We start from the raw sequence: 22,986 nt of genomic DNA on the forward strand, positions 1-22,986 counted from the left end.
GGCTGGTGGAGCTATGTCGACAAGGACATCCGGGCGGTGCTCGGTGAGCAGGTGCGCGGTCCGCTCGCGCGGAAGTACTGCGGCGACGGCAGCCTGAGCGCCTGCCGGGACGTCCTGATCAGCACCCTGAAGCAGGCGGCGGGCATGACCGCGGCCCAGGTCTACCCGGGCGACGACCAGTGCTCGGCGGGCGACCAGTGGTGCGCCGACTCGATCGCGCAGCGCGCCCTCGGCGGCATCAAGCACGGGAAGATCAGCTGGCAGAACCGGCCGACCTTCCAGCAGGTGGTCGAGTACACCGGCCACCGCTAGGACGCCCCGGCGGTGACGCGCGGCGGCGGGTCGTGTCAGCGGACGCGGCCCGCCGCCAGCACCACCCGGACCAGTTCGGGGTGCACGATGTCGCTGTGGGCGCCGCTCGGCGGACCGCCGCGTCTGACGACCTCGGCCGCGTCCACGTTGACGCAGCCCGAGACGGGCAGTGGTGCGGCCAGCGCCTCGGCGAGGGTGCACGCGCGCGTGCCGGGCACGGCCTGCACGCCGTTGTGCCCCATCGCGCCCCACCGGTCGCCGAGCAGACGGCCGACGTCGACGCCGAGCACCGACCGGTCGTCGTCCGCCATCCGCGAGGCCAGCGGGTACAGCGTGCCGAGCGCCGAGTCGTAGCGGGAGTAACAGCACACCAGGGGGCCGTCCACGCGGCCCTCCTGGCCCTGGAGCACACCGCCCGCGTGCGGGTCGCCGGGCACCCGGGCCGCGAACGCGTAGTGGGAGAAGGCCCCTTGGAGCAGGGTCACCGACTTCACGGCCCGCACGCCCTCGGGCAGCCCGCGCAGCGCGAACGACACCAGCCGGCCGCCGAAGCTGTGCCCGACCAGATGGACCCGCAGGGCGGGCGCCGTCCGCGCGAGCCGGCCGACCACCGGTCCGAGCCCGCGCTCGCCGACCGTGCCCGCACGGCGCTTCATCGCGTAGTACGTCGCCTGCCGCAGCAGTTCCTTGGCGCCGTCCCACGGGTTGGGCAGGCTGAACGACTCCTGTCCGTCAGGGGTTCGCAGCCGCGCCACGGCCTGGGCGAACTCGCCGCACACCTCCCGCGCGGGCCGCGCGAACATCTCCGGTTCGCCCTCCGGTACCCCTTCCGCCTCGGTGTCCGCCGAGAACAGCGCCTGCGGCCCCGGCGGCACCTCCTCCACCAGCAGCCGCACCAGCCGCCCGAACTCCTCCAGACCGCCCCCGTCCTCACCGCCCGGGCGCTCGTCCAGCAGCCGCGCGATCCGGTCCACGACCGTGGCCCGCCCCGGGAAGGTCTCCAGCAGCGCGTGCCGGGTGTCCTTGTCGAGCACCGGGGTCGGCACCGGTTCGGGGGCGGCGGTGGAGCGCGGGAAGTCGGGGATCGGCTCGTCACAGAACCGCATCGACGGCCACACCACGCCCACGTACCCGATCCGGGCGGCGGGTGCCAGGCGCGGGACGGGCGCGAAGAAGTGGCTGTAGAGCGCGGTCGCGCCCGAGCGGTCGTTGTTCCACCCGTGCGCGAAGACGATCAGGTCGCGCACGCCCCGCGCGGTGACCTGAGCCAGCAGCCGGTCCCGCTCGGGTCCGTCCACGTCGCCGTCCGCGTCGAAGGTCAGCTCCCAGTAGGGAGCCACGCTCACTGCCGGATCCGCCATGACCGACCCCCTCGCCCGCGGTGCGATGTGTCCCGCATCGTCCTGCCAACGGGGGAAGTTGGCCATAGGTCACGGCTCATCCGTAGAGCAGATATTCCTTCCGTACTTTCCGGAACGCGGTCAGTTCCTCCCGCCAGCCGGCCACCACCTCGTCGGCGCCCGCCCCGGCGTCGATCATCGTGCGCACGCGGGTGGAGCCGGTGAGCTTGTCGATCCAGTCGTCGGCGCGCCAGGCGAAGCCGCTCCACACCTGCCGGGCGGTCACCAGCAGCGCGATCCCGGTCCGCACGGGGTCGAAGGCGGCCCGGTCGTGCACATGGAGCTGCACACCGCCGACGGTCTTCCCCTGGAACTTGGAGAAGGTGGGCGCGAAGTAGGCCTCCCTGAAGCGCACGCCCGGCAGCCCGAGCGCGTTCGCCGCGGCCGCCCAGCGCCCGTCGATCCCCTCCGCGCCGAGCAGTTCGAAGGGCCGGGTGGTGCCCCGCCCCTCCGACAGGTTGGTGCCCTCGAACAGACAGGTCCCCGAGTACACCAGGGCGGTGTCGGGGGTGGGCATGTTGGGGCTCGGCGGCACCCAGGGCAGGCCGGAGGCGTCGTAGAACTCCGAGCGCTTCCAGCCGGTCATCAGGACCGTGTCCAGGCGCACCGGTGCGGTCAGGAACTCCCCGTTGAACAGCCGCGCGAGCTCCGCGACCGTCATGCCGTGCGCCTGGGCGATCGGCTGCCGCCCGACGAAGGTGGCGAACTCCTTGTGCAGCACCGGTCCGAGCGCGGCCCGCCCGGTCACCGGGTTGGGCCGGTCCAGCACCACGAACCGCTTGCCGGCCAGGGCGGAGGCCTCCATGCAGTCGTACAGCGTCCAGATGTAGGTGTAGAAGCGGGCGCCCACGTCCTGGATGTCGAAGACGACCGTGTCCACGCCGGAGGCGGTGAAGACGTCGGCGAGCGGCTGCCCGCTCTTGAGGTAGGTGTCGTACACGGGCAGCCCGGTGGCCGGGTCGTCGTAGCGGCCCTCGGAGCCGCCCGCCTGCGCGGTGCCGCGGAAGCCGTGCTCGGGGCCGAAGACGGCGGTCAGGTCCACCCGGCGGTCGGCGTGCATCACGTCCACGATGTGACGCACGTCCCGGGTGACGCCGGTGGGGTTGGTGACGATCCCGACGCGCTGCCCGTCGAGCGCGGCGTAACCCGCGGCGGCCAGTCGCTCGAAGCCGGTGCGCAGGGCGGGGGAGCGCCTCGGCGCGGCCTGGGCGGAGGCGGTGGGTGCGGCGGCGGCCGCGACCGCGGCCGTGGTGGCGAGCAGGCTCCGTCTGGACAGCTTCATGCGGTGACCTCCGTGATCGCGGCGGGTGTCATGCCCACGCACGCTAGCGTGCGAGAGGACGGCACGGAACGAACCGCACGGGCCCGCCGCCACGACCCCTCTTCCGCACCACATACCGACCGGTTAGTCTGACGCCGCAGCACGGGGTCGCGGCCGGGTCGCGGCCGGGCCCCGTCACGCCGGAGCCGAAGGAGACCGATGGTGGAAGCCGTTCAGGGTGCGGGAGTCGTCGTCACCGGGGCCGGGGGTGGCATCGGGGCCGCGCTGGCCCGCCGGTTCGCCGCCGAGGGCGCGAGAGTCGTCGTCAACGACCTCGACGCCGGCCGGGTCCGGGCCGTCGCCGAGGAGATCGGCGGCATCGCGCTCCCCGGCGACGCCTCCACGGTCGTCCCCGCCGCCCGCGAGGCGCTCGGCGGCGCCGTCGACGTCTACTGCGCCAACGCCGGTCTGGGCTCGGGCGGTTCCGAAGCGGCCGGCGAGGACGTCTGGGCACGCGCCTGGGACGTCAACGTCATGGCGCACGTGCGCGCCGCCGAGGCCCTGGTCCCGGCCTGGCTCGAGCGCGGCAGCGGCCGTTTCGTCTCCACCGTGTCCGCCGCCGGGCTGCTCACCATGATCGGCGCCGCCCCCTACAGCGTCACCAAGCACGGCGCCTACGCCTTCGCCGAGTGGCTGTCGCTGACGTACCGCCACCGCGGGATCAAGGTCCACGCGATCTGCCCGCAGGGCGTGCGCACCGACATGCTGGCCGCCACCGGCAGCGCGGGCGACCTGGTCCTCAAGCCCACCGCGATCGAACCGGAGGACGTGGCCGACGCCCTGTTCAAGGGCATGGCCGAGGACCGCTTCCTGATCCTGCCGCACCCGGAGGTGGCCGGCTTCTACCGGGCCCGCGCCACCGACCCCGACCGCTGGCTGACCAGCATGAACCACATCCAGCAGAGGTGGGAGGAGAACCAGTGACCGACTCCCGCCCCGAAGCGGCCCGCCCCGAAGCCGCCCGCCCCGAAGCGTCCCGTTACGCGGCCAAGCCCTGGCTCGCCCTCCTCGACGAGGCCCAGCGCGCCCCCGTCGATCCCGCCGACTCGCTGGTGCACGCCCTGCGCCGCTCGGCCGCCGAGGCGCCCGACCGCGCCTTCCTCGCCTACTTCGACGCCCGTCTGACCCACCGCGAGACCGACGAGCTCAGCGACTCGGTCGCCGGGCACCTCGCCGCGCGCGGCCTGAAGCGCGGCGACCGGGTGGCGGTCATGCTGCAGAACTCCCCGCACTTCGTGCTCGCCGTGCTCGGCGCCTGGAAGGCGGGCGCCGTCGTCGTGCCCGTCAACCCGATGTACAAGTCCGGCGAGGTCGCCCATGTCCTGAAGGACGCCGAGGTTGCGGCGCTGATCTGCTCCGACCGGGCCTGGGAGTCGTATCTGCGAGAGACGGCCGCCGGGTCCCCGGTGCGGATCGTGCTCACCGGCTGCGAGCTGGACTTCCAGACCCGCGACGACACGCGCGTGCTGAGCTTCGAGCGGCTGCCCGGGGCGGCCGACGCCGATGACCTGGTGGCCGTCGCCCGGGCGGGCCACCCGGCGCCGGAGGACCGCGACCCCGAGCCCGGCGACACCGCGCTGATCAGCTACACCTCGGGCACCAGCGGCACCCCCAAGGGCGCCACCAACACCCACGCCAACATCATGTACAACGCCGAGCGGCAGAGCACCGGCCTCGGCCTGCCCGACGCGCCGGTCTACTTCGCGCTGGCGCCGCTGTTCCACATCACCGGCATGGTCTGCCAGTTCGGCGCCTGCCTGAACAGCGCGGGCACACTGGTGCTGGCCTACCGCTTCGAGCCCGGGGTCGTCCTGGAGGCCTTCGCCGAGCACCGGCCGCACTACACCGTCGGACCCTCCACCGCCTTCATGGCGCTGGCCGCACACCCCGCCGTCACCCCCGGCCACTTCTCCTCCTTCACCGTCATCTCCTCCGGCGGCGCCCCGCTGCCGCCCGCGCTGGTGGAGAAGTTCCGCGCCGGCTTCGGGCCGTACATCCGCAACGGCTACGGCCTCACCGAGTGCACCGCCCCCTGCGCCTCCGTGCCGCCCGGCCGCGAGGCCCCCGTCGACCCGGTCTCCGGGACCCTGGCGGTGGGCGTGCCGGGACCCGACACGGTCGTACGGATCGTCGACGACACCGGCGCCGAGGTGCCCTTCGGCGAGCAGGGCGAGATCGTCGTGCGCGGGCCCCAGGTCGTGCCCGGCTACTGGCGGCGCCCCGACGCCACCGCCGAGACCTTCCCCGGCGGCGAACTGCGCACCGGCGACATCGGGTTCATGGACGAGCAGGGCTGGCTCTACGTCGTCGACCGCAAGAAGGACATGATCAACGCCTCCGGCTTCAAGGTGTGGCCGCGCGAGGTCGAGGACGTCCTCTACACCCACCCCGCGGTGCGCGAGGCGGCCGTCGTCGGGGTGCCCGACGGCTACCGCGGGGAGACCGTCAAGGCGTACATCAGCCTGCGCCCGGGCGCCGAGACCGACCCCGGTGCGCTCGCCGAGTACTGCAAGGAGAGACTGGCCGCCTACAAGTACCCGCGCCGGGTCGAGATCCTGCCGGAGCTTCCCAAGACGGCCAGTGGGAAGATCCTGCGGCGGGAACTGCGTTCCCGCACCGACGACCATTAGCAGCAGCGACACAAGCAGCAGCACGGAAAGGCAGGTGGCGACAGTGCCCAGGACGACGGACTCGGACGGGACGCCCGTCCCGCAGCGACTGCTGAACGCCGCCACCCGCCTCTTCGCCGAACAGGGCTACGACCGCACCTCCGTGCAGGAGATCGTCGAGGCGGCCGGCGTCACCAAGGGGGCGCTGTACCACTACTTCGGCTCCAAGGACGACCTCCTGCACGAGGTGTACGCGCGCGTGCTGCGCGTCCAGCAGGAGCGGCTGGACGCCTTCGCAGGCGCCGACGAGCCCATCGAGAAGCGGCTGCGCGGGGCCGCCGCCGACGTCGTCGTCACCACGATCGACAACCTCGACGACGCGATGATCTTCTTCCGCTCCATGCACCACCTCAGCCCGGAGAAGAACAAGCAGGTGCGCGCCGAGCGCCGGCGTTACCACGAACGCTTCCGCGCGCTCATCGAGGAGGGCCAGCGGCAGGGCGTCTTCTCCAGGGCCACCCCGGCCGACCTGGTGGTCGACTACCACTTCGGCTCCGTCCACCACCTGTCCACCTGGTACCGCCCGGACGGCCCGCTCAGCCCCCAGGAGGTCGCCGACCACCTGGCCGACCTGCTGCTGCGCGCACTGCGGCCGTAACGGCTCCCCGGCCCACGGGTAAGGGGCGGTCGCCATGGCGACCGCCCCTTACGTACGTCCCGGTGCGCGCGTCCTGTCACGGACTCACAGGTACTTCTTCAGCTCCCGCCGTGCCAGCGACCGCTGGTGCACCTCGTCCGGGCCGTCCGCGATCATCAGCGTGCGCGCGCCCGCGTACAGCTCGGCCAGCGGGAAGTCCTGGCTGACGCCGCCCGCGCCGTGCAGCTGGATCGCACGGTCGATGATGTCCACCACCGCGCGCGGGGTGGCGATCTTGATGGCCTGGATCTCGGTGTGCGCGCCCCGGTTGCCGACCGTGTCCATCAGCCAGGCCGTCTTCAGCACCAGCAGCCGCAGCTGCTCGACGGTGACCCGGGCGTCCGCGATCCAGTTGTGCACCACGCCCTGCTGGGCCAGCGCCTTGCCGAAGGCCTGCCGGGACACCGCGCGCCGGCACATCAGCTCGATCGCCCGCTCGGCCATGCCGATCAGCCGCATGCAGTGGTGGATACGGCCCGGGCCGAGGCGCGCCTGGGCGATGGCGAAGCCGCCGCCCTCCTCGCCGATCAGGTTGGACACCGGCACGCGCACGTGGTCGAAGACCACCTCGGCGTGACCGCCGTGGTAGTGGTCCTCGTAGCCGAAGACCTGCATCGGCCGGGTGATCGTGACGCCCGGGGTGTCGCGCGGCACCAGCACCATGGACTGCTGGCGGCGGATGTCCGCGCCGTCCGGGTCGGTCTTGCCCATCACGATGAAGACGGTGCAGTCGGGGTGCATCGCCCCGGAGATGTACCACTTGCGGCCGGTGATGACGTACTCGTCGCCGTCCCGCTCGATCAGCGTGGTGATGTTCGTGGCGTCCGAAGAGGCCACCTCCGGCTCGGTCATCGCGAACGCCGAGCGGATCTCACCGGCCAGCAGCGGCTCCAGCCACTGCTTCTTCTGCGCCTCGTCGGCGAACTGCGCCAGCACCTCCATGTTGCCGGTGTCCGGGGCCGCGCAGTTGGTCACGGTGGGCGCGAGCTGCGGGGAGCGGCCGGTGATCTCGGCCAGCGGGGCGTACTGGAGGTTGGTCAGCCCGGCGCCGTACTCCGCGTCGGGCAGGAACAGGTTCCACAGGCCCTGCCTGCGGGCCTCGGCCTTCAGCTCCTCGACCACCGGCGGGTTCTCCCAGGGCGAGGCGAGGCCCGCGCGCTGTTCGTGCGCGGTCCGCTCGGCCGGGTACACGTGCTCGTCCATGAAGGCGAGGAGCTTGGCGCGCAGTTCCTCGGTGCGCGCGTCGAACGCGAAGTCCATGTCGGATCAGCCCTCCTGAAGGCCTTCGTGAAGAGTGGTCAGGCCGTGCTCGATGAAGACGGGGACCAGGTCGCCGATGCGGTCGAAGCCGCGGCCGACGGTCTGGCCGAGCGTGTACCGGTAGTGGATGCCCTCGAGGATCACGGCGAGCTTGAACCAGGCGAACGCCGTGTACCAGGACACGGCCGCCACATCGCGCCCCGACGCGGCGGCGTACCGCTCGATCAGCTCGGCGGGCGAGGGGTGCCCGGGCGCGGCGGCCGTGGTGGAGACGGGGGAGTGGGGCAGGTCGAGCGGCGTGCTGTACATCACCAGCAGACCGAGGTCGGTCAGCGGGTCGCCGAGGGTGGACATCTCCCAGTCCAGGATGGCCCGGATGGAGTCGTCGGCGCCGATCAGCACGTTGTCCAGGCGGTAGTCGCCGTGGACCACGGTGGGCGCGGGGGAGGCGGGCAGTTCGCGCCCGAGGGCGGCGTGCAGCTCGTCGATGCCGGCCAGCTCGCGGTTGCGGGAGGCGTCCAGCTGCTTGCCCCAGCGGCGCAGCTGGCGGTCCAGGAAGCCCTCGGGGCGGCCGAAGCCGGCCAGGCCCACCTCGGCGGGGTCCACCGCGTGCAGCCCGACCAGGGTGTCGGTCAGCGACAGCACCGCGTCGCGGGTGCGCCGCGCGCCCAGCGCGGCGAGCTGGTCCGCCGTGCGGTAGGGGGTGCCCTCGACGAACTCCATGACGTAGAACGGCGCTCCGAGCACCTCCTCGTCCTCGCAGAGCAGGACTGGGGCCGGGACCGGCACGTCGGTCGGGTGCAGGGCGCTGATCACGCGGTGCTCGCGCTTCATGTCGTGCGCGGTGGCGAGCACGTGCCCGAGCGGGGGCCGGCGGACGACCCACTTCGAGACGCCGTCCGAGACCGCGTATGTCAGGTTCGACCGACCGCCCTCGATCAGCCGGCCGGTCAGCGGGCCCTGCGCCAGGCCGGGCCGCTCACGGTCGAGCAGGCCGCGCAGCCGGTCGAGATCCAGTCCGGGCGGGTGGTCGGGGCTCATCGTTGCTCCTACGGGCGGGTGAACGGGACCCGACCATCATGCCGACCAGTCGGTATGTAGTCCAGTGGGTGAACCGGACGTGATCGGGCCCACGATAGCGCCGTCAGACCACCAGCACGGCCGCGCACACGGCCAGCGCCACCGTGCACAGCACGGCCGCGGCGGCCTGCCGCGCGGCGAGCACGGGCGGCACCCGCGCCGGCCCCGGCTCGCTCGCGAGGGCGCGGATGCGGAGGTGGGCGACGCGCAGGAAGCCCAGCCAGAGCACGCAGCACAGCGCGCAGACGACGATCCCCGCCGGGGACGCCCCGCCGTGCAGGCTCGCCCGCACGGCCAGCACGGCGGCCACGGTGCTCGACAGCGTCGTACGCCGCCACGCGAGCCGGGTCCGCTCGGGCTGCAACCCGGGGTCCCGCACGGCGCCCTGCCCGCCGCCCGCGCCGTCGTCCAAGCCGTCGGTCATCCCGCCCACCCCGCGAGCACGACCACCACCATGGCCACCGCGACCACGGCCACGACGATGCTCAGCAGGGCCGGGAAGCGGGAGGCGGGGAGGTCCTCGCCCCGGCGCATCGCCCGCTCGCAGCGCACCCAGTGGTTCACCGCGCGCAGGGAGCACAGCACGCCCGCGGCGAGCAGGGCGAGGGCGAGGCCGATCCGCCAGGTCCAGCCGAGGTCCGGCAGGAACTGGTCCACCGCGAAGCCGCCGCCGATCAGCGCCAGGGCGGTGCGCAGCCACGCCAGGAAGGTGCGCTCGTTCGCCAGCGAGAAGCGGTAGTCGGGCGTGTGCCCCTCCCGCCTGACCTCCTCGGGGGCGAACCAGAGGCGAACGTTCCGCACGAAGTCGATCACCCGAACGACCCTACCCAGCCCGGCCGCCGGCGACCCCGCCCCCTGGCGGTCCCGGCCGCCGGCGGTCCCGTCCACCGGCGGTCCCGTCCACCGGCGGTCCCGGCACCGGCGGTCCCGGCACCGGTGGTCCCGCCCTTGGCGGCGCCGGTCGGCTCACCCCGCCGAGCGGTGGGCCTTCAGGCGCTCGTAGGCCGCGAGGCCGTCCGGTGTCCAGTCCCACTCGGGCAGCCGGCGCTCCACCTCCTCGTCGGTGAGGAAGGCGTGCCAGTCGATCTCCTCGGCCTGCGGACGCACCGGCAGCTCGCAGCGGACCTGGTACACCGCCGACCACCAGGACCGGCCCGCGCCGTCGTCGTAGAGGAACTTGAAGAGGAACTCGGGGCGGGACAGCCCGCTCACCCCCAGTTCCTCCTCGGCCTCGCGCAGCGCCGCGTCGTCGTAGGACTCGCCCGCGCCGACCACGCCGCCCACGAACATGTCGTAGAGCGACGGGTACGCCAGTTTCGTCGCCGTGCGCCGGTGCACGAAGACGCGGCCCTCGGCGTCCCGCACCTCGATGAAGGAGCAGCGGTGACGCAAGCCCTCGGCGTAGGCCGCACGGCGCGGCGACCGGCCGACGACCCGGTCGTGCTCGTCGACGATGTCGAGAATCTCCTCAGCAGCGCTCATGCCGTCCATCCAAGCAGGCGCCACTGGCGGCACCCCCGGCGACCGCCGCGGTCGCCTCAGCGCGGCTGCAGGTCCCGTTCCGGCTCGCGCACCGCCGCACCGCAGGGCATGGCCGGATGGAGCCCGAGCAGGACGATGCCGCCGACGATCGCCGCCAGACCCGCCGCCTCCCACGCCAGGGCGCCGGTGTCGGTGCGCAGCCGGTCACCGAGGAAGCCCACACCGCAGGCGATGCCGGCCAGCGGTTCGGCGGCCGTCAGCGCGGGCAGCGACATGCGCAGCGGAGCCGTCTCGAACGCGCTCTGCACCAGGACCAGCCCACTGGCGCCGATCACCAGCAGCGCGTACGGCTGCCAGCCGGTGAACAGCTCCGTCCAGCCGCCCGCCGAGAACCGCTGCCCGCTCACCCGAGTGAGCGCGTCCTGCACGCCGTACAGCAGCCCTGCGGCCACCGCCAGCAGCACCGGACCCCAGCTCAGCCCGGACCTCTTGGCGTACGTGGTCAGCATCAGCGCGAGGCCCACCATGACCCCGATGATCAGCCAGTGCCGCAGCGGATCGGTCACCGCGCTGCCCGCTCGCGGCTCGCCCGCCAGGATGAACGCGCTCACGCCCCCCGCCAGCAGGGCGAGTCCGACCCACCCCTGGCGGCCCAGCGGCTGCCGGGTCCGTCTGCGCGACAGGGCGAGGGCGAACAGCAGGTTCGTCGCCAGCAGCGGTTCCACGAGCGAGATCTCGCCCCGCCCGAGCGCGACCGCGCCCAGCACCATGCCGGCGATCATCAGTCCGAGGCCGCCCAGCCAGCGGGGCACCTTCATCAGGTCCAGCAGCAGCCGGGGTGAGAGGAAGTCGCTGAGCGGCGCCCGCTGGGCCGCGTCCTGCTGGAGCACGAATCCGAAGCCCAGGCAGCAGGCGGCGCTCACGGCGAGAATCAGAACCAGAACCGACACGCTGCGTACCTCGATCATCCGGCCGGGCCACGGGGTGCGTAATGGCCGACTGTAGCGTCCCAGGGCGCTGTGTGCCGCTGGGAGTACCCGGGATCCGGGCGGTCGACTCCGTCACGACGCCCTGCGGTCAGGGACGATGGCACGGCCGCACCGCCATGGTGGAACGCCCCGCTCCGCTGCGCCATGGCGTACGCCACACCTACACCGCACAGGTGACGCCGCGTCCGTGGGGCCCGCGCGCCGCCCGCCCGCACCATCCGCCGCGTACCACCACAAGTGCCTCTGGAATCCAGGAAGTTGACGCCTGAATCGCTTGACCCGCCCTTGACGTGAAGCAATGGCTGAGGGTTTGCTGTCAGTGATCGGATGATGGCGGGCCGATGACGTGACCCGGCCGATCCGGCCTGACCGACCGACGAGCGAGCCGGGCGAGTGAGCGCACGGGGCAGCGCCGCCCCGGGGCGCGGCGAGCCACGAACACAAGAGCGCGTGAGGAAGACCCGCGGTGCCCCCACCCCCGCCTCCCCTCGGCCGCGGCCGCAGACGCGCGGCCCACACCTTCGACGCCGCTCTCGACGACGACGAACTCGTGGCCGCGCGGGCCGCCTTGGCGCAAGGACGCTGGCAGGCGGTCAGGTCACTGCTGGTCCGCACCGGCGACGACCCCGACCGGCGCGGGCACCGCGTCACGGTCCTCGCCCGGGAACCCCACGCCGCCGCCTGGACCCGCGACTGGCTGCTGGCCGAACCCGAGTCCCCCGACGCCTCCGTACTCCTCGGCGTGTCGCTCGTCGAACGCGCCCTGCGCGGCAAGGAGAAGCCGGACGCCGCCCGTGAGGCCTGCCGGGCGGCGTCCGGCCTCGCGCCCGCCGACCCCACCCCGTGGCTCGGCCTGCTCCTGCTGGAGCGCACCCTGGGCACCGAGGAGGAGGTGGTCCGCCTCTTCGACGAGGTCCGCCACCGCCACCCCGACCACCACCACGCCCACCACCTGATGGTGGCCCGGCTCGCCGAGCGCCGCGCCGCCGCCGGCCCCGACCCGCTGCACGAGGTGTACGACTTCGCCAACTGGGCAGCCGAGCAGGCCCCCGCCGACTCCGCGCTGGCCATCCTGCCCGTGGTGGCGCACGCCGAGCGCTACCGCGCCCTGGCCCTCGCCGGTCACGCCTCCGCCGACCCGTACTCCAGCGGCCACTGGGCCGACCGCAGGGCCCGCCAGGTGATGAAGGCCGCCTTCGACTGGTGGCTGGAGTGGGGCCAGGAGGGCCACCCCCGGCGGCTGGTCGACCTGAACTACCTCGCCCACGCCAAGTACTGCGAGGGTCGCGGCGCCGAGGCCGCCGCCCTCTTCCACCGCGTCGGCGACCACCCCACCCCCGCCCCCTGGTCGTACCCCGACCGCGATCCGCACACCGCCTTCCGCACCGCCCGCGCCGGCGCCCTGGGCACGGCCTGACCGCCGAAAGGACGACTCCCCGATGACGACGGGCAGTTCGAGCACGAGCAGACCCACCGCCGGCGACGGCGGCATCAGTACCTTCAAGGGGCAGGAGCGCGCCCTGCGCGCCGACCGCCTCGGCACGGGGGGCCTGCTGCTCTCCGTGCTCGCCGCGACCGCCCCGCTCATGGTGGTCGCCGGTGTCATGCCGACCACGTTCGCGGTGATGGGCATCGTCGGCCAGCCGCTGCTCTTCGTGGCCCTCGGCGTGGTGCTGATCCTCTTCAGCGTCGGATACGCCGAGATGAGCCGCCATGTGCACAACGCGGGCGCCTTCTACGCGTACATCTCCCGGGGCCTGGGCGGCACGGCCGGCGCGAGCGCGGCCCTGGTCGCCCTGGTGGCCTACAACGCCCTCCAGGCCGGCATCTACGGCATCTTCGGCTTCGAGGTCTCCAACCTCTTCGCCACCTACACCGACACCACCGTCGCCTGGTGGATCCCGGCCCTCCTGGCCGTCGCCGCGGTCGGCGTGCTCGGCTGGCTGAAGATCGACGTCAACGCGCGCGTGCTCGGCGTGCTGCTGGTCATCGAGGTGGCCCTCGTCGTCATCTTCGACGTGGCCGCGGTCGCCGACCCCGGCAGCCAGGGCCTCTCCCTGCACGCCTTCGACCCGGGCACGCTCTCCGGCGCCGGCATCGGCACCGCGCTGTGCTTCTGCATCGCCGCCTTCCTCGGCTTCGAGCAGGCCCCGGTGTACGCCGAGGAGACCAGCCGCCCGCACATCCTGGTGCCGCGCGTGATGTTCCTCGCGGTGGGCGGGGTCGCCGTGTTCTTCGCGATCAGTTGCTGGGCGCTGACCGTCGCCACCGGCCCCTCGGCGGTCGTGGCCACCGCGCAGAAGGAGAGCGCGGGGCTGCTGTTCACGCTGACGGAGTCCCGGCTCGGCGGCACCTTCACCGACGTGCTGCACGTGCTGTTCGTGACCGGCATGTTCGCGGCCATGCTCAGCTTCCACAACGTCGTCGCCCGGTACGCGTTCGCGATGGGCCGCGAGGGCCTGCTGCCCGCCGCCTTCGGCCGCACCTCCAGCAGCAGCGGCGCCCCCGCGGCCGGCTCCCTGTCCCAGACCGCCGTGTCGCTGGTGATCGTGCTCGCCTTCGCCCTCACCGACGGCAAGCCCACCGGCGACCCGACCGCGCCCGTGCTGCACCTGTTCACCTGGGGCGGCAACATCGGCGCGCTCGGCGTGATCGTGCTGATGGCGGCGGCCTCCCTGTCCGTGATCGTCTTCTTCGCGCGGCGCGGCGCGGCGCGCGCCCAGGCCTGGCGGCTGGCCACCTCGGCCGTGGCGGGCACGGCCCTGCTGGTGATCGCGGTCTACACGGTGAAGGACTTCGACGTCCTGGTCGGCACCGGGCCCGACTCGGCGCTGAGCTGGGCGCTGCCCGGCATCATCGGCCTCGCCCTGGCCGCCGGGCTGGTGCAGGGCGCCGTACTGCGCTCGCGCAGGCCCGCCACGCATGCCCGCATCGGGCTCGGCAACGAGGCGTTCCAGCTGGAGAAGGCGGCGGAGGCGCAGGCCGCGGCGGCCGGGTCCCCGGCGGACACCGGCTGAGGAACGGCCGGCCGCGGCCGGGACACGCCGGCCTCGGTTGAGAAACGGGTGAGAAGACAGGCCCAAGAGATGACGGAAGTCTGACGGGCACCCGCGATCCCTGGCCCGCCGGGGGTCGCTGGTGCTCGAATGAAGGGGTGACCTCCGTACCACCGGAATCGCCGGAACCGCCGGACGCGCCGGACGCGCCGGACGCGCCGGACGCGCCGGAACAGCGTCCCCCGGATGCCCCCGTCCCCTCCGAGGAGCCCGGCCGCCCGATAGGCCGCCGTGTCCTGCTCGGCACCCTCGGCCTGGGCGCCCTCGGCGTGCTCGCGGCGCCCACCCTGCAACGCGGCCTCGAGGGCTTCCTCGGCGCCGCCGCCGACAAGGACCCCACCGGCCTGACGGGCCTGCTGCCCAACGGCGGCGGCTTCCGCTACTACTCGGTCGCCGCCTCCGTCCCCCACAAGGACGCCACCGACTACCGCCTGACCGTCGACGGCCTGGTCGACCGCCCGGCGACGTACACGCTGGCCGACCTCAGGGCGCTGCCGCAGACACGCATGACGCGCGACGTGCAGTGCGTCACCGGCTGGCGGGTTCCCGGCACCCCCTTCGAGGGCGTACGGCTGTCCCGGCTGCTGGACGCGGCGAAGGTGCGGCCCACCGCGAAGGCGGTCCGCTTCACCTGCTTCGACGGCGCCTACACCGAGAGCCTCACCCTCGACCAGGCCCGCCGCGCCGACGTCCTGGTCGCGCTGCGCATGCAGAACAAGGACCTCGGCCACGACCACGGCGGCCCGGTCCGCCTCTACGTCGCCCCGATGTACTTCTACAAGTCCGCCAAGTGGCTCTCCGGCATCACCGTCACCGACGAGGTCCGGCCCGGCTACTGGGAGGAGCGCGGCTACGACGTCGACGCCTGGGTCGGCCGCTCGAACGGACGCAGCGATGACCCTACGAGCTGACCCGGCCGCCCCGCCCGGCGCCCGGACCGTACGCCGCTTCACCCGCGCCGAACGCTGGGTGCACCGGGTCACCGCCGCGCTGATGGGCGTCTGCGTCGTCACCGCGGCCTGCCTCTACATCCCGCAGCTCGCCGAACTCGTCGGCCGCAGGGAGCTCGTGGTGCGCGTCCACGAGTGCGCGGGCCTCGCCCTGCCGGTGCCCGTCCTGCTGGGCCTGGCCTCCCGCGCCTTCCGCGCCGACCTGCGCTTCCTCAACCGCTTCGGACCGCACGACAGGCTCTGGCTGCGCGCCGCCCTGCGCCGCGACCAACGCCCCGCGTCCCGCCCGGCGGGCAAGTTCAACGCCGGCCAGAAGGTCTACGCCGCCTGGATCGCGGGCGCGGCCCTGGTCATGCTCGGCACCGGCCTGATGATGTGGTTCACGCATCTCACCCCGCTGATGTGGCGCACCAGCGCGACCTTCGTGCACGACTGGCTGGCCCTGACCATCGGCATCGTCCTGGCCGGCCACATCGGCATGGCCATCGCCGACCCAGAGGCCCGACACGGCCTCCGCACAGGCTGGGTGACCAGCGACTGGGCGAACTCCGAACACCCACTGTGGCGACCGTGAAGCCCAAGGGCCCCGCACGGGGCGGTCCGGCGCAGGGCGGTTCCGGCCGTTCAGGCGTCGAAGTTCAGCAGTACCTTGCACGACCGGGTGCGGTCCGCCGCCAGTGTGAACGCCGATTCCGCGTCCCGCACCGGGACCACCGCGCTGATGAGTGCGTCGAACGCCGGCTCGGCGGCCAGCAGCCGTAGCGCCCCGTCGAACTCGGTATCGAAGCGGAACGCCCCCCGCAGCTCGATCTCCCGGCTCACCACCAGGTTCCCGGCGAACGGCACCTGCCCCGGCGGCAGCATCCCGAGCTGCACGACCGTCCCGCCGCGCCGCACCAGCCGCAGGCAGGTGCCGAGTCCGGCGGCCACCCCGGAGGCCTCCACGGCCACGTCCACCTCGTCCGGCCATCCGGCGTCACCGGGGTCGTCGGCCCGTACGACGGTGCCGGCGCCCACGGCGGAGGCGTACTCCAGCGCCCGCGGCAGCAGGTCGGTGACGGTCACCCGGGCCGCGCCCGCCGCCCTCGCCGCCGCGACCACCAGGCAGCCGATGGGACCCGCGCCGGTCACCAGCACGTGCCGGCCCGTCACGTCCCCGGCCCGCCGCACCGCGTGCAGCGCCACCGACAGGGGCTCAGCCAGGGCCGCCCGGCGCGGCCCGAGGCCGTCCGGCAACGCCCTCAACTGTTCGGCCGGCACGGCCACTTGGCCCGCGAATCCGCCCTGTACGTGCGGGAAGCGGGCCGCGCTGCCCAGGTAGCGGGTGTCCCGGCAGACGTTGCGGCGGCCACCGGAGCACTCCGGGCACACTCCGCACGGCGTCGCCGGGTGCACGGCGACCGCGGCACCCGGGGCCGGACCCCGCGCTCCGGCGCCGTAGGAGACGACCGTGCCGACCACCTCGTGGCCGAGCAGCATCGGCTCGCGCAGCCGGAAGTCGCCGACCCCGCCGTGGCGCCAGTAGTGCAGGTCGGAGCCGCACACCCCGCCGTAGCGGACGGCCACCAGGGCCTGCCCCGGGGCGGGTTCGGGCACCGGCAGCTCCTCGACGCGCAGGTCGCCCTGCCCGTGGATCACACAGCCCAGCATTCCCGAGGCCCCTTTCACAGCACGCTCGTCATGCCGCCGTCGACGTACAGCACCTGCCCGGAGACGAAGTCCGCCGCCGGGGAGACGAGGAACAACAGCCCGCCCACCAGGTCCTCGGTACGGCCCCAGCGGCCGGCCGGGGTGCGGCGGCGCACCCAGGCGCTGAACTCCCCGTCCTCGACGAGGGGCCGGGTCAGCTCGGTCTCGATGTAGCCGGGGCCCAGGCCGTTGACCTGCACCCCGTGCGGGCCCCAGTCGGCGCACATGCCCTTGGTGAGCATCTTCAGCGCGCCCTTGGTCGCCGCGTACGGTGCGATGCCGGGGCGTACCACCTCGCTCTGCAGCGAGCAGATGTTCACGATCTTCCCGTGGCCGCGTCCGGTCATCCGGCGGGCGGCCTCGCGGCCCACCAGGAAGGCGCTGGTGAGGTTGGTGTCCAGGATCCGGTGCCAGTCGGCGTCCGTGAACTCCAGCAGCGGGGCGCGCAGTTGCATGCCCGCGTTGTTGACCAGGATGTCGAGCGGGCCCACCCGCTCCTCGACGTCCGCGATCCCGGCGGCCACCGAGGCGCCGTCGGTCACGTCGAACGCGGCGGTGTGCACCCGGTCGCCGGGCAGTCCGGCGGCGGCCTCGGCGAGCGCCTCGCCGTCGCGTCCGTTCAGGACCACCGTGCAGCCGGCCTCGGCCAGACCGCGGGCCAGGGCCAGCCCGATCCCGCGGGAGGAGCCGGTGACCAGGGCGGTGCGGCCGCCGATGTCGAAGAGGGGGTGAGCCGTCATCGCCGTACTCCTAGATCACCAGGGACAACAGCAGGACCAGACCGCCCGCGACCACCGAGATGATCGTCTCCATGACCGACCAGGTCTTGATCGTCTGACCGACGCTCAGCCCGAAGTACTCCTTCACCAGCCAGAAACCGGCGTCGTTGACATGGCTGAAGAAGAGCGAGCCGGCGCCGATGGCCAGGACCAGCAGGGCGGCGTGCGTGGTCGACATGTCCGCGGCCAGCGGGGCGACCAGACCGGCCGCCGAGACCGTCGCCACGGTCGCCGAACCGGTCGCCAGCCGGATCGCCACCGCGATCAGCCAGGCCAGCAGCAGCGCCGGGATCGACCAGTCCTTGGAGATGTCCAGGATCATCTGGCCCACACCGCAGTCGATCAGCGTCTGCTTGAAGCCGCCGCCCGCGCCCACGATGAGCAGGATGCCGGCGATGGGCATGAGGCCCTTCTCGACGGTGGAGGAGATGCGCTCCTTGCTGAACCCGGCCGGGCGGCCCAGCGTGAAGATGCCGACGAGCACGGCGGCGAGCAGGGCGATCAGCGGGGAACCGACGACGTCGAAGACGCGCTGCGTCATGTTCGCGGTGTCGTCCACGACGATGTCGACCAGCGCCTTGGCCAGCATCAGCACGACCGGCAGCAGCACCGTGAACAGCGTCGCGCCGAAGCCCGGGCGCCGCTCGAGCTCCTCGGAGGCGCGCTGGGGCAGCATGCGGTCGGGGGCGGGCACGTCCACCCAGCGGGCCGCCACCCTGGAGAAGAGCGGACCGGCGATGATCACCGTGGGGATGGCGACCAGGATGCCGAGCGCCAGCGTCACGCCCAGGTTGGCCTTGACCGCGTCGATCGCGACCAGCGGGCCGGGGTGCGGCGGGATCAGCCCGTGCATCACGGACAGACCGGCCAGCGCCGGGATGCCGATGCGCATCAGGGAGTAGTTGCCGCGCTTGGCGACCATCAGCACGACGGGGATCAGCAGCACGATGCCGACCTCGAAGAACAGCGGCAGTCCGACCACGGAGGCGATCAGCACCATCGCCCACGGCATCGCCCGGCCGCCGGCCTTGGCGAGGATCGTGTCCACGATCTCGTCGGCGCCGCCCGAGTCGGCCAGCATCTTGCCGAGGATCGCGCCGAGCGCGATCAGCACGCCGACGCCGGCGACCGTCGAGCCGAGGCCCGTGGTGAAGCTCGTGATCGCCTTGTCCAACGGCGCCCCGGCGACCGCGCCGAGGACCAGTGACCCGATGGTCAGCGACAGGAAGGCGTGCAACTTGAACTTGGTGATGAGCAGGACGATGACGGCTATGCCCGCCAGGACGGCGATGCCCAGCTGAGCGTGTCCGGCCGAGGTGATCGGCGGGGGCGCGTCCGCTGCCAGCATCTCGACGCTGAGTCTGGTCACGGTGTTCCCTTGCAGATGAAGAGGGACGTTGGGGAGAAGTGCACGGGTCGCGCGGGGTGCGCGGGTGGTGCCGCGGTCGCGACTGTGGGGGAGAGGCGGCCAGGTTCTGTCGTCAGGACGGAGGCCCTGTCGTCAGGACCGAGGCCCTGTCGTCAGGACCAGGGCCCTGTCGTCAGGACCCGGGTGCTGTCGTCATGACTCAGCGCGGGGACGGCCCGGCCTCGTCGGACCGCGTGGAACTGTCGAGGGTGTCCAGCGCGGCCGCGGCGCGCTCGGTGATCTCCTCCGGGGAACCGGAGACGTCCACCGCGACGCCCCGCTCGTCCGCCTCGAGCGGCTGGAGCGTGGCGAACTGGGAGTCCAGCAGGGCCGTCGGCATGAAGTGACCCCGGCGGTGCGCCATGCGGTCCTCGATCAGCTTCCGGTCGCCCGTCAGATGGACGAAGACGATCCCGGGAGCCGCCGCCCTGAGCCGGTCACGGTAGGACCGCTTCAGGGCCGAGCTGCTCACCACCCCACCGAGCCCTGCCCGCCCGTGCGCCCAGGCGCCGATGGCGTCCAGCCACGGCCACCTGTCCTCGTCGCCGAGCGGGACGCCGGCCGTCATCTTGTCGATGTTGGCCTGCGGGTGGAAGTCGTCGCCCTCGGCGTACGGAACGCCGAGCCGGGCCGCGAGCAGGGGACCGATCGTGGTCTTGCCCGTGCCGGCGACGCCCATCACCACGACGACGTGGGGGGTGCGCATCACTGCCTCGCTGTCTTCCTCGACATGCGACGCCGACATCCGGCGTCGGCCACATGAAACCTATTAGGTACGACAAATTCAAGAGGCTGTGACTTATAAGTCTGACTTTTTGGTTCCGTGATCCACCCCGTACGCTGAGTGCATGAGCACACCGGGCCGGGGGCTGCACGGCCATGTACTGGACACCCTCGGCCCCGCCATCACCGCGGGTGAGTACCCGGCGGGCAGCGTTCTGCGTACCGACGAACTGGCACAGCGTTTCGACGTCTCACGCTCCGTGATGCGCGAGGCGGTCCGCGTCCTGGAGTCCATGCACCTGGTCGAGTCCCGGCGTCGCGTCGGCGTGACCGTGCTGCCCGCCTGCGAGTGGAACGTCTACGACCCGCAGGTCATCCGCTGGCGCCTGGCCGGCGCCGACCGCCCGCGCCAGCTCCGCTCGCTCACCGTGCTGCGCTCGGCCGTCGAACCCGTCGCCGCGGGCCTCGCCGCGCGCCACGCCACGCCCGAGCAGTGCGCCGAACTAACCGAGTGCGCGCTCGGCATGGTGGCCAACTCACGCGGCCACCGACTCCAGGAGTACCTGGTCCACGACGTGGCCTTCCACCGCGTGATCCTCACCGCGTCCGGCAACGAGATGTTCGCCCGCCTCGGCGACGTCGTCGCGGAGGTCCTCGCCGGGCGCACCCACCACGAGGTCATGTTCGAGGACCCCGACCCGGCCGCCGTCACCCTGCACGTCCAGGTCGCCGAGGCGGTCCGCGAGGGCGACGCCGACCGCGCCGAGCGGCTCACCCGCGAGATCACCGTCGGCGCCCTCCAGGAACTGGACATCCTGGCGCCGTAGCGGCGACGCACGGCCACGAGGCGCACGGCGCGACGGGGCGCACGGCGCGACGGGGCATCCCGGCCCCCGGACCCGCTACTCCAGGAAGTCCCCGTCCACGTACACCCACGCCCCGCCGACCCGCTCGAACCGGCTGCGCTCGTGCAGCGATCCGCCCCGACAGGACGCCCGGAACGTCACGGTCCCCGTGCTGTGGAAGGCCGACCCGTCGGCGGTGTCCAGGATCTCCAGACCCGTCCACCGCATCCCCGGATCCAGCTCCAGCCGGGCGGGCCGGGTCCGCGGATGCCAGGTGCGCAGCAGATACCCCGCCTCCCCGCGCACGAACGCGCTGTAGCGCGACCGCATCAGCGCCTCGGCGGTGGGCGCGGCCCCCTCACCCCGGTGGAAACGCCCGCAGCACTCCTCGTACCCCGCACCCAGCCCGCACGGACACAAATCCTTGGTCATGGGGGCCATTGTGCCCATGCGGCGCGAGCGCCGCGGAGGCACAGTGGAAGTGGGTGCCGCGGCCCGCGAGTTGCGCCGCGCCGGAGTCGAGGAGGGACCGACGATGACCCGACCCGTCGGCAACCGGTCTCCGTCCGCCAAGGAGTGGCGGCTGAACCTGTACCTGTCCGAGCACGATCCGGACACCACCGCCCGGATCATCCTGGACACCGGGGACAACGTCCTGGAGAGCTGCGCCGAGGCCCGCCGCAACCCCTACGACCGGGACGTGCCCGAGATCGGGGACGAACTCGCGGCCGGCCGCGCCCTCATCGCCCTCGGCCGCGAACTGGTGCGCGCCGCCGCCGGCGACATCAAGGCGATGGGCGCCCCCGAGGCGACACCGCCCACCCCGCTGTGGTCCTCCCGCGAGTGAGGCGGCCGCGGTGCTCTTCACGGACCGGGTCCAGGCCGGACGGCAGCTCGGCGCACGCCTCGCCCACCTCGCGGGGCAGGACGTCGTGGTCCTGGGACTGCCCCGGGGCGGCGTCCCGGTCGCCGAGGCGGTCGCGGACGCCCTCGGCGCGCCCCTGGACGTCTGCCTGGTGCGCAAACTCGGCGTGCCCACCCAGCCCGAGCTGGCCATGGGCGCGATCGGCGAGGACGGCGTGCGCGTACTGAGCGAGGACGTGCTGCGCGAGACCGGCGTCCCCCCGGACGCCCGGGCCCGCGTGGAGGAGCGCGAGCGCCGGGAACTGCTGCGCCGCGCCGAGCGCTACCGCGGCGACCGCCCGCCGGCCGCCGTCGCCGGACGGACCGTCGTCATCGTCGACGACGGCGTCGCCACCGGCTCCACCGCCCGGGCCGCCTGCCGCACGGTACGGGCCAGGGGCGCGGCCCGCACCGTCCTCGCGGTGCCCGTCGCACCGCCGGACTGGACCCGGCGGCTGGCCGGGGAGGCCGACGAGCTGGTCAGCCTGGCGACCCCCCGCGGCTTCTTCGCGGTCGGCCAGTTCTACGACGACTTCGCCCAGCTCGAGGACGCGGACGTGGTCGCGGTGCTGCGGCGCGCGGAGCGGCGCCCGAGCCGTCCGGGCCGCACCGGCGCCCCGGACACGGCTCCGCCGAGCCACTCCGGAGCCCCGGCCACGGATCCGCCGGACGACGGTGGCGCCGGGCTGGACCGGGAGGTGGAGATAGCGGCCGGGACCGTACGGCTCGGCGGACGGCTGACCGTGCCCGCGGACGCGGCCGGCATCGTGCTCTTCGCACACGGCAGCGGCAGCGGACGGCACAGTCCCCGCAACCGGTTCGTGGCCGCCGGCCTGAACCGGGCCGGCCTCGGCACCCTGCTGTTCGACCTGCTCACCGAGGAGGAGGCGGAGGACCGGGCCAACGTCTTCGACACCGCGCTGCTGGCCGCGCGGCTCACCGAGGCCACCGGCCGGCTGCGCGCCCACCCCGGGACGGGTCATCTCGCCGTCGGGTACTTCGGTGCCAGCACCGGCGCGGCCGCGGCCCTGTGGGCCGCCTCAGAACCCGGCGCCCGCGTCGCCGCCGTCGTCTCCCGCGGCGGCCGCCCCGACCTCGCCGGGCCCAGGCTCCCGGACGTCACCGCCCCCACCCTGCTGGTCGTCGGCGGCGCCGACCGGACCGTACTGGAACTCAACCGGCGGGCCCGGGCCCGGTTGCGCTGCGAGAACCGGCTGACCGTCGTGCCCGGCGCCACCCATCTCTTCGAGGAGCCCGGCGCCCTGGAGACGGTGACCGCCCTGGCCCGCGACTGGTTCACCGACCACATGGCGGCGGCACACGTGTGAGACCGGAACGGGGCGCGCGGGCGCCGCAAACGCGAGAACGGTGTCGGCCTCCAGAGGCCGACACCGTTCTTCGGTGTGGTGTCCGAGGGGGGACTTGAACCCCCACGCCCGATAAAGGGCACTAGCACCTCAAGCTAGCGCGTCTGCCATTCCGC

General features: G+C 73.3%; 23 protein-coding genes and 1 pseudogene. 11 read left to right on the forward strand and 13 right to left on the reverse strand.

What is annotated here, in order from left to right:
• A pseudogene (locus tag IE249_RS38490) lies at positions 1–312 on the forward strand (penicillin acylase family protein); the annotation flags it as partial.
• A 35-nt stretch (positions 313–347) separates the two neighbouring features.
• On the opposite strand, the gene IE249_RS25765 reads toward IE249_RS38490, so the two are convergent.
• Positions 348–1,673: a serine-threonine protein kinase gene (locus IE249_RS25765; RefSeq protein ID WP_189708370.1), complete on the reverse strand. Its 1,326-nt coding sequence runs from the start codon at positions 1,671–1,673 to the stop codon at positions 348–350.
• A 76-nt stretch (positions 1,674–1,749) separates the two neighbouring features.
• The gene (locus tag IE249_RS25770) at positions 1,750–2,994 is read right to left on the reverse strand and encodes an exo-beta-N-acetylmuramidase NamZ family protein (protein WP_189708372.1); all 1,245 of its coding nucleotides are present in this window, start codon (positions 2,992–2,994) and stop codon (positions 1,750–1,752) included.
• 198 nt (positions 2,995–3,192) lie between these two features.
• On the opposite strand from IE249_RS25770, the gene IE249_RS25775 reads away from it, so the two are divergent.
• From IE249_RS25775 to IE249_RS25785, 3 genes are read left to right on the forward strand one after another with little or no spacing between them, the layout of a single operon-like run.
• Positions 3,193–3,957 carry an SDR family oxidoreductase gene (locus IE249_RS25775; RefSeq protein WP_189708375.1) on the forward strand — a complete coding sequence of 255 codons (765 nt, stop codon included), beginning with the start codon at positions 3,193–3,195 and terminating at the stop codon, positions 3,955–3,957.
• Complete coding sequence (locus IE249_RS25780; RefSeq protein WP_189708377.1) at positions 3,954–5,663, forward strand: class I adenylate-forming enzyme family protein; 1,710 nt, start codon at positions 3,954–3,956, stop codon at positions 5,661–5,663. The genes IE249_RS25775 and IE249_RS25780 overlap by 4 nt, the downstream gene beginning before the upstream one ends.
• 43 nt (positions 5,664–5,706) lie before the next feature.
• Positions 5,707–6,300, forward strand: a complete 594-nt coding sequence (locus IE249_RS25785) for a TetR/AcrR family transcriptional regulator (protein WP_189708379.1) — start codon at positions 5,707–5,709, stop codon at positions 6,298–6,300.
• Between the two features lie 84 nt (positions 6,301–6,384).
• Here the strand turns inward: IE249_RS25785 and IE249_RS25790 are convergent, their stop codons facing one another.
• From IE249_RS25790 to IE249_RS25815, 6 genes are all read right to left on the reverse strand, one after another.
• Positions 6,385–7,599 (reverse strand): acyl-CoA dehydrogenase family protein, encoded by a 1,215-nt coding sequence (locus IE249_RS25790; protein WP_189708381.1) that lies wholly within the window; start codon positions 7,597–7,599, stop codon positions 6,385–6,387.
• Between the two features lie 6 nt (positions 7,600–7,605).
• Positions 7,606–8,640, reverse strand: a complete 1,035-nt coding sequence (locus IE249_RS25795; RefSeq protein WP_189708383.1) for a phosphotransferase family protein — start codon at positions 8,638–8,640, stop codon at positions 7,606–7,608.
• A gap of 103 nt (positions 8,641–8,743) precedes the next feature.
• A complete protein-coding gene (locus IE249_RS25800; protein WP_189708385.1) occupies positions 8,744–9,103 on the reverse strand; it encodes a DUF202 domain-containing protein in 360 nt (119 codons plus the stop codon).
• The gene (locus tag IE249_RS25805; protein ID WP_189708386.1) at positions 9,100–9,492 is read right to left on the reverse strand and encodes a YidH family protein; all 393 of its coding nucleotides are present in this window, start codon (positions 9,490–9,492) and stop codon (positions 9,100–9,102) included. Before IE249_RS25805 ends, IE249_RS25800 begins: the two co-directional genes overlap by 4 nt.
• Before the next feature lie 153 nt (positions 9,493–9,645).
• A complete protein-coding gene (locus IE249_RS25810; protein ID WP_189708388.1) occupies positions 9,646–10,161 on the reverse strand; it encodes an NUDIX hydrolase in 516 nt (171 codons plus the stop codon).
• A gap of 56 nt (positions 10,162–10,217) precedes the next feature.
• Positions 10,218–11,111: a DMT family transporter gene (locus tag IE249_RS25815; protein WP_229859262.1), complete on the reverse strand. Its 894-nt coding sequence runs from the start codon at positions 11,109–11,111 to the stop codon at positions 10,218–10,220.
• A gap of 505 nt (positions 11,112–11,616) precedes the next feature.
• Here IE249_RS25815 and IE249_RS25820 point away from each other — a divergent pair.
• The 4 genes from IE249_RS25820 (at position 11,617) to IE249_RS25835 (ending at position 15,730) form a co-directional block, all read left to right on the forward strand.
• Positions 11,617–12,567, forward strand: a complete 951-nt coding sequence (locus tag IE249_RS25820; RefSeq protein WP_189708392.1) for a hypothetical protein — start codon at positions 11,617–11,619, stop codon at positions 12,565–12,567.
• Positions 12,568–12,589: 22 nt separating this feature from the next.
• Entirely contained in the window at positions 12,590–14,167 is a 1,578-nt protein-coding gene (locus IE249_RS25825; protein ID WP_189708394.1) for an APC family permease, read from the forward strand.
• Positions 14,168–14,304: 137 nt separating this feature from the next.
• Positions 14,305–15,117, forward strand: coding sequence for a molybdopterin-dependent oxidoreductase (locus IE249_RS25830; protein ID WP_189708396.1), 813 nt, complete (start codon positions 14,305–14,307; stop codon positions 15,115–15,117).
• The gene (locus IE249_RS25835) at positions 15,101–15,730 is read left to right on the forward strand and encodes a cytochrome b/b6 domain-containing protein (protein WP_189708398.1); all 630 of its coding nucleotides are present in this window, start codon (positions 15,101–15,103) and stop codon (positions 15,728–15,730) included. Before IE249_RS25830 ends, IE249_RS25835 begins: the two co-directional genes overlap by 17 nt.
• Positions 15,731–15,780: 50 nt before the next feature.
• Here IE249_RS25835 and IE249_RS25840 read toward each other — a convergent pair whose 3' ends face one another.
• The 4 genes from IE249_RS25840 to IE249_RS25855 form a co-directional block, all read right to left on the reverse strand.
• The gene (locus IE249_RS25840; RefSeq protein ID WP_189708400.1) at positions 15,781–16,806 is read right to left on the reverse strand and encodes an L-idonate 5-dehydrogenase; all 1,026 of its coding nucleotides are present in this window, start codon (positions 16,804–16,806) and stop codon (positions 15,781–15,783) included.
• Between the two features lie 14 nt (positions 16,807–16,820).
• The gene (locus IE249_RS25845) at positions 16,821–17,585 is read right to left on the reverse strand and encodes an SDR family oxidoreductase (RefSeq protein ID WP_189708402.1); all 765 of its coding nucleotides are present in this window, start codon (positions 17,583–17,585) and stop codon (positions 16,821–16,823) included.
• Positions 17,586–17,595: 10 nt separating this feature from the next.
• Complete coding sequence (locus IE249_RS25850) at positions 17,596–18,993, reverse strand: GntP family permease (protein ID WP_189708404.1); 1,398 nt, start codon at positions 18,991–18,993, stop codon at positions 17,596–17,598.
• Between the two features lie 199 nt (positions 18,994–19,192).
• Positions 19,193–19,738 (reverse strand): gluconokinase, encoded by a 546-nt coding sequence (locus tag IE249_RS25855; RefSeq protein WP_189708407.1) that lies wholly within the window; start codon positions 19,736–19,738, stop codon positions 19,193–19,195.
• A gap of 142 nt (positions 19,739–19,880) precedes the next feature.
• Between IE249_RS25855 and IE249_RS25860 the strand changes: the two genes are divergently transcribed.
• Positions 19,881–20,582, forward strand: coding sequence for a FadR/GntR family transcriptional regulator (locus IE249_RS25860; protein ID WP_189708409.1), 702 nt, complete (start codon positions 19,881–19,883; stop codon positions 20,580–20,582).
• 75 nt (positions 20,583–20,657) lie between these two features.
• On the opposite strand, the gene IE249_RS25865 is transcribed toward IE249_RS25860, so the two are convergent.
• Positions 20,658–21,032 carry a YchJ family protein gene (locus IE249_RS25865; protein WP_189708410.1) on the reverse strand — a complete coding sequence of 125 codons (375 nt, stop codon included), beginning with the start codon at positions 21,030–21,032 and terminating at the stop codon, positions 20,658–20,660.
• Between the two features lie 103 nt (positions 21,033–21,135).
• Between IE249_RS25865 and IE249_RS25870 the strand changes: the two genes are divergently transcribed.
• Positions 21,136–21,447: a dsRBD fold-containing protein gene (locus IE249_RS25870; protein ID WP_189708412.1), complete on the forward strand. Its 312-nt coding sequence runs from the start codon at positions 21,136–21,138 to the stop codon at positions 21,445–21,447.
• A 10-nt stretch (positions 21,448–21,457) separates the two neighbouring features.
• Positions 21,458–22,831 carry a phosphoribosyltransferase gene (locus IE249_RS25875; protein WP_189708414.1) on the forward strand — a complete coding sequence of 458 codons (1,374 nt, stop codon included), beginning with the start codon at positions 21,458–21,460 and terminating at the stop codon, positions 22,829–22,831.
• Positions 22,832–22,986 lie beyond the last annotated feature (155 nt).

It is taken from the genome of Streptomyces anandii JCM 4720 (assembly GCF_014650655.1).
Classification (GTDB): Bacteria; Actinomycetota; Actinomycetes; order Streptomycetales; family Streptomycetaceae; genus Streptomyces; species Streptomyces anandii.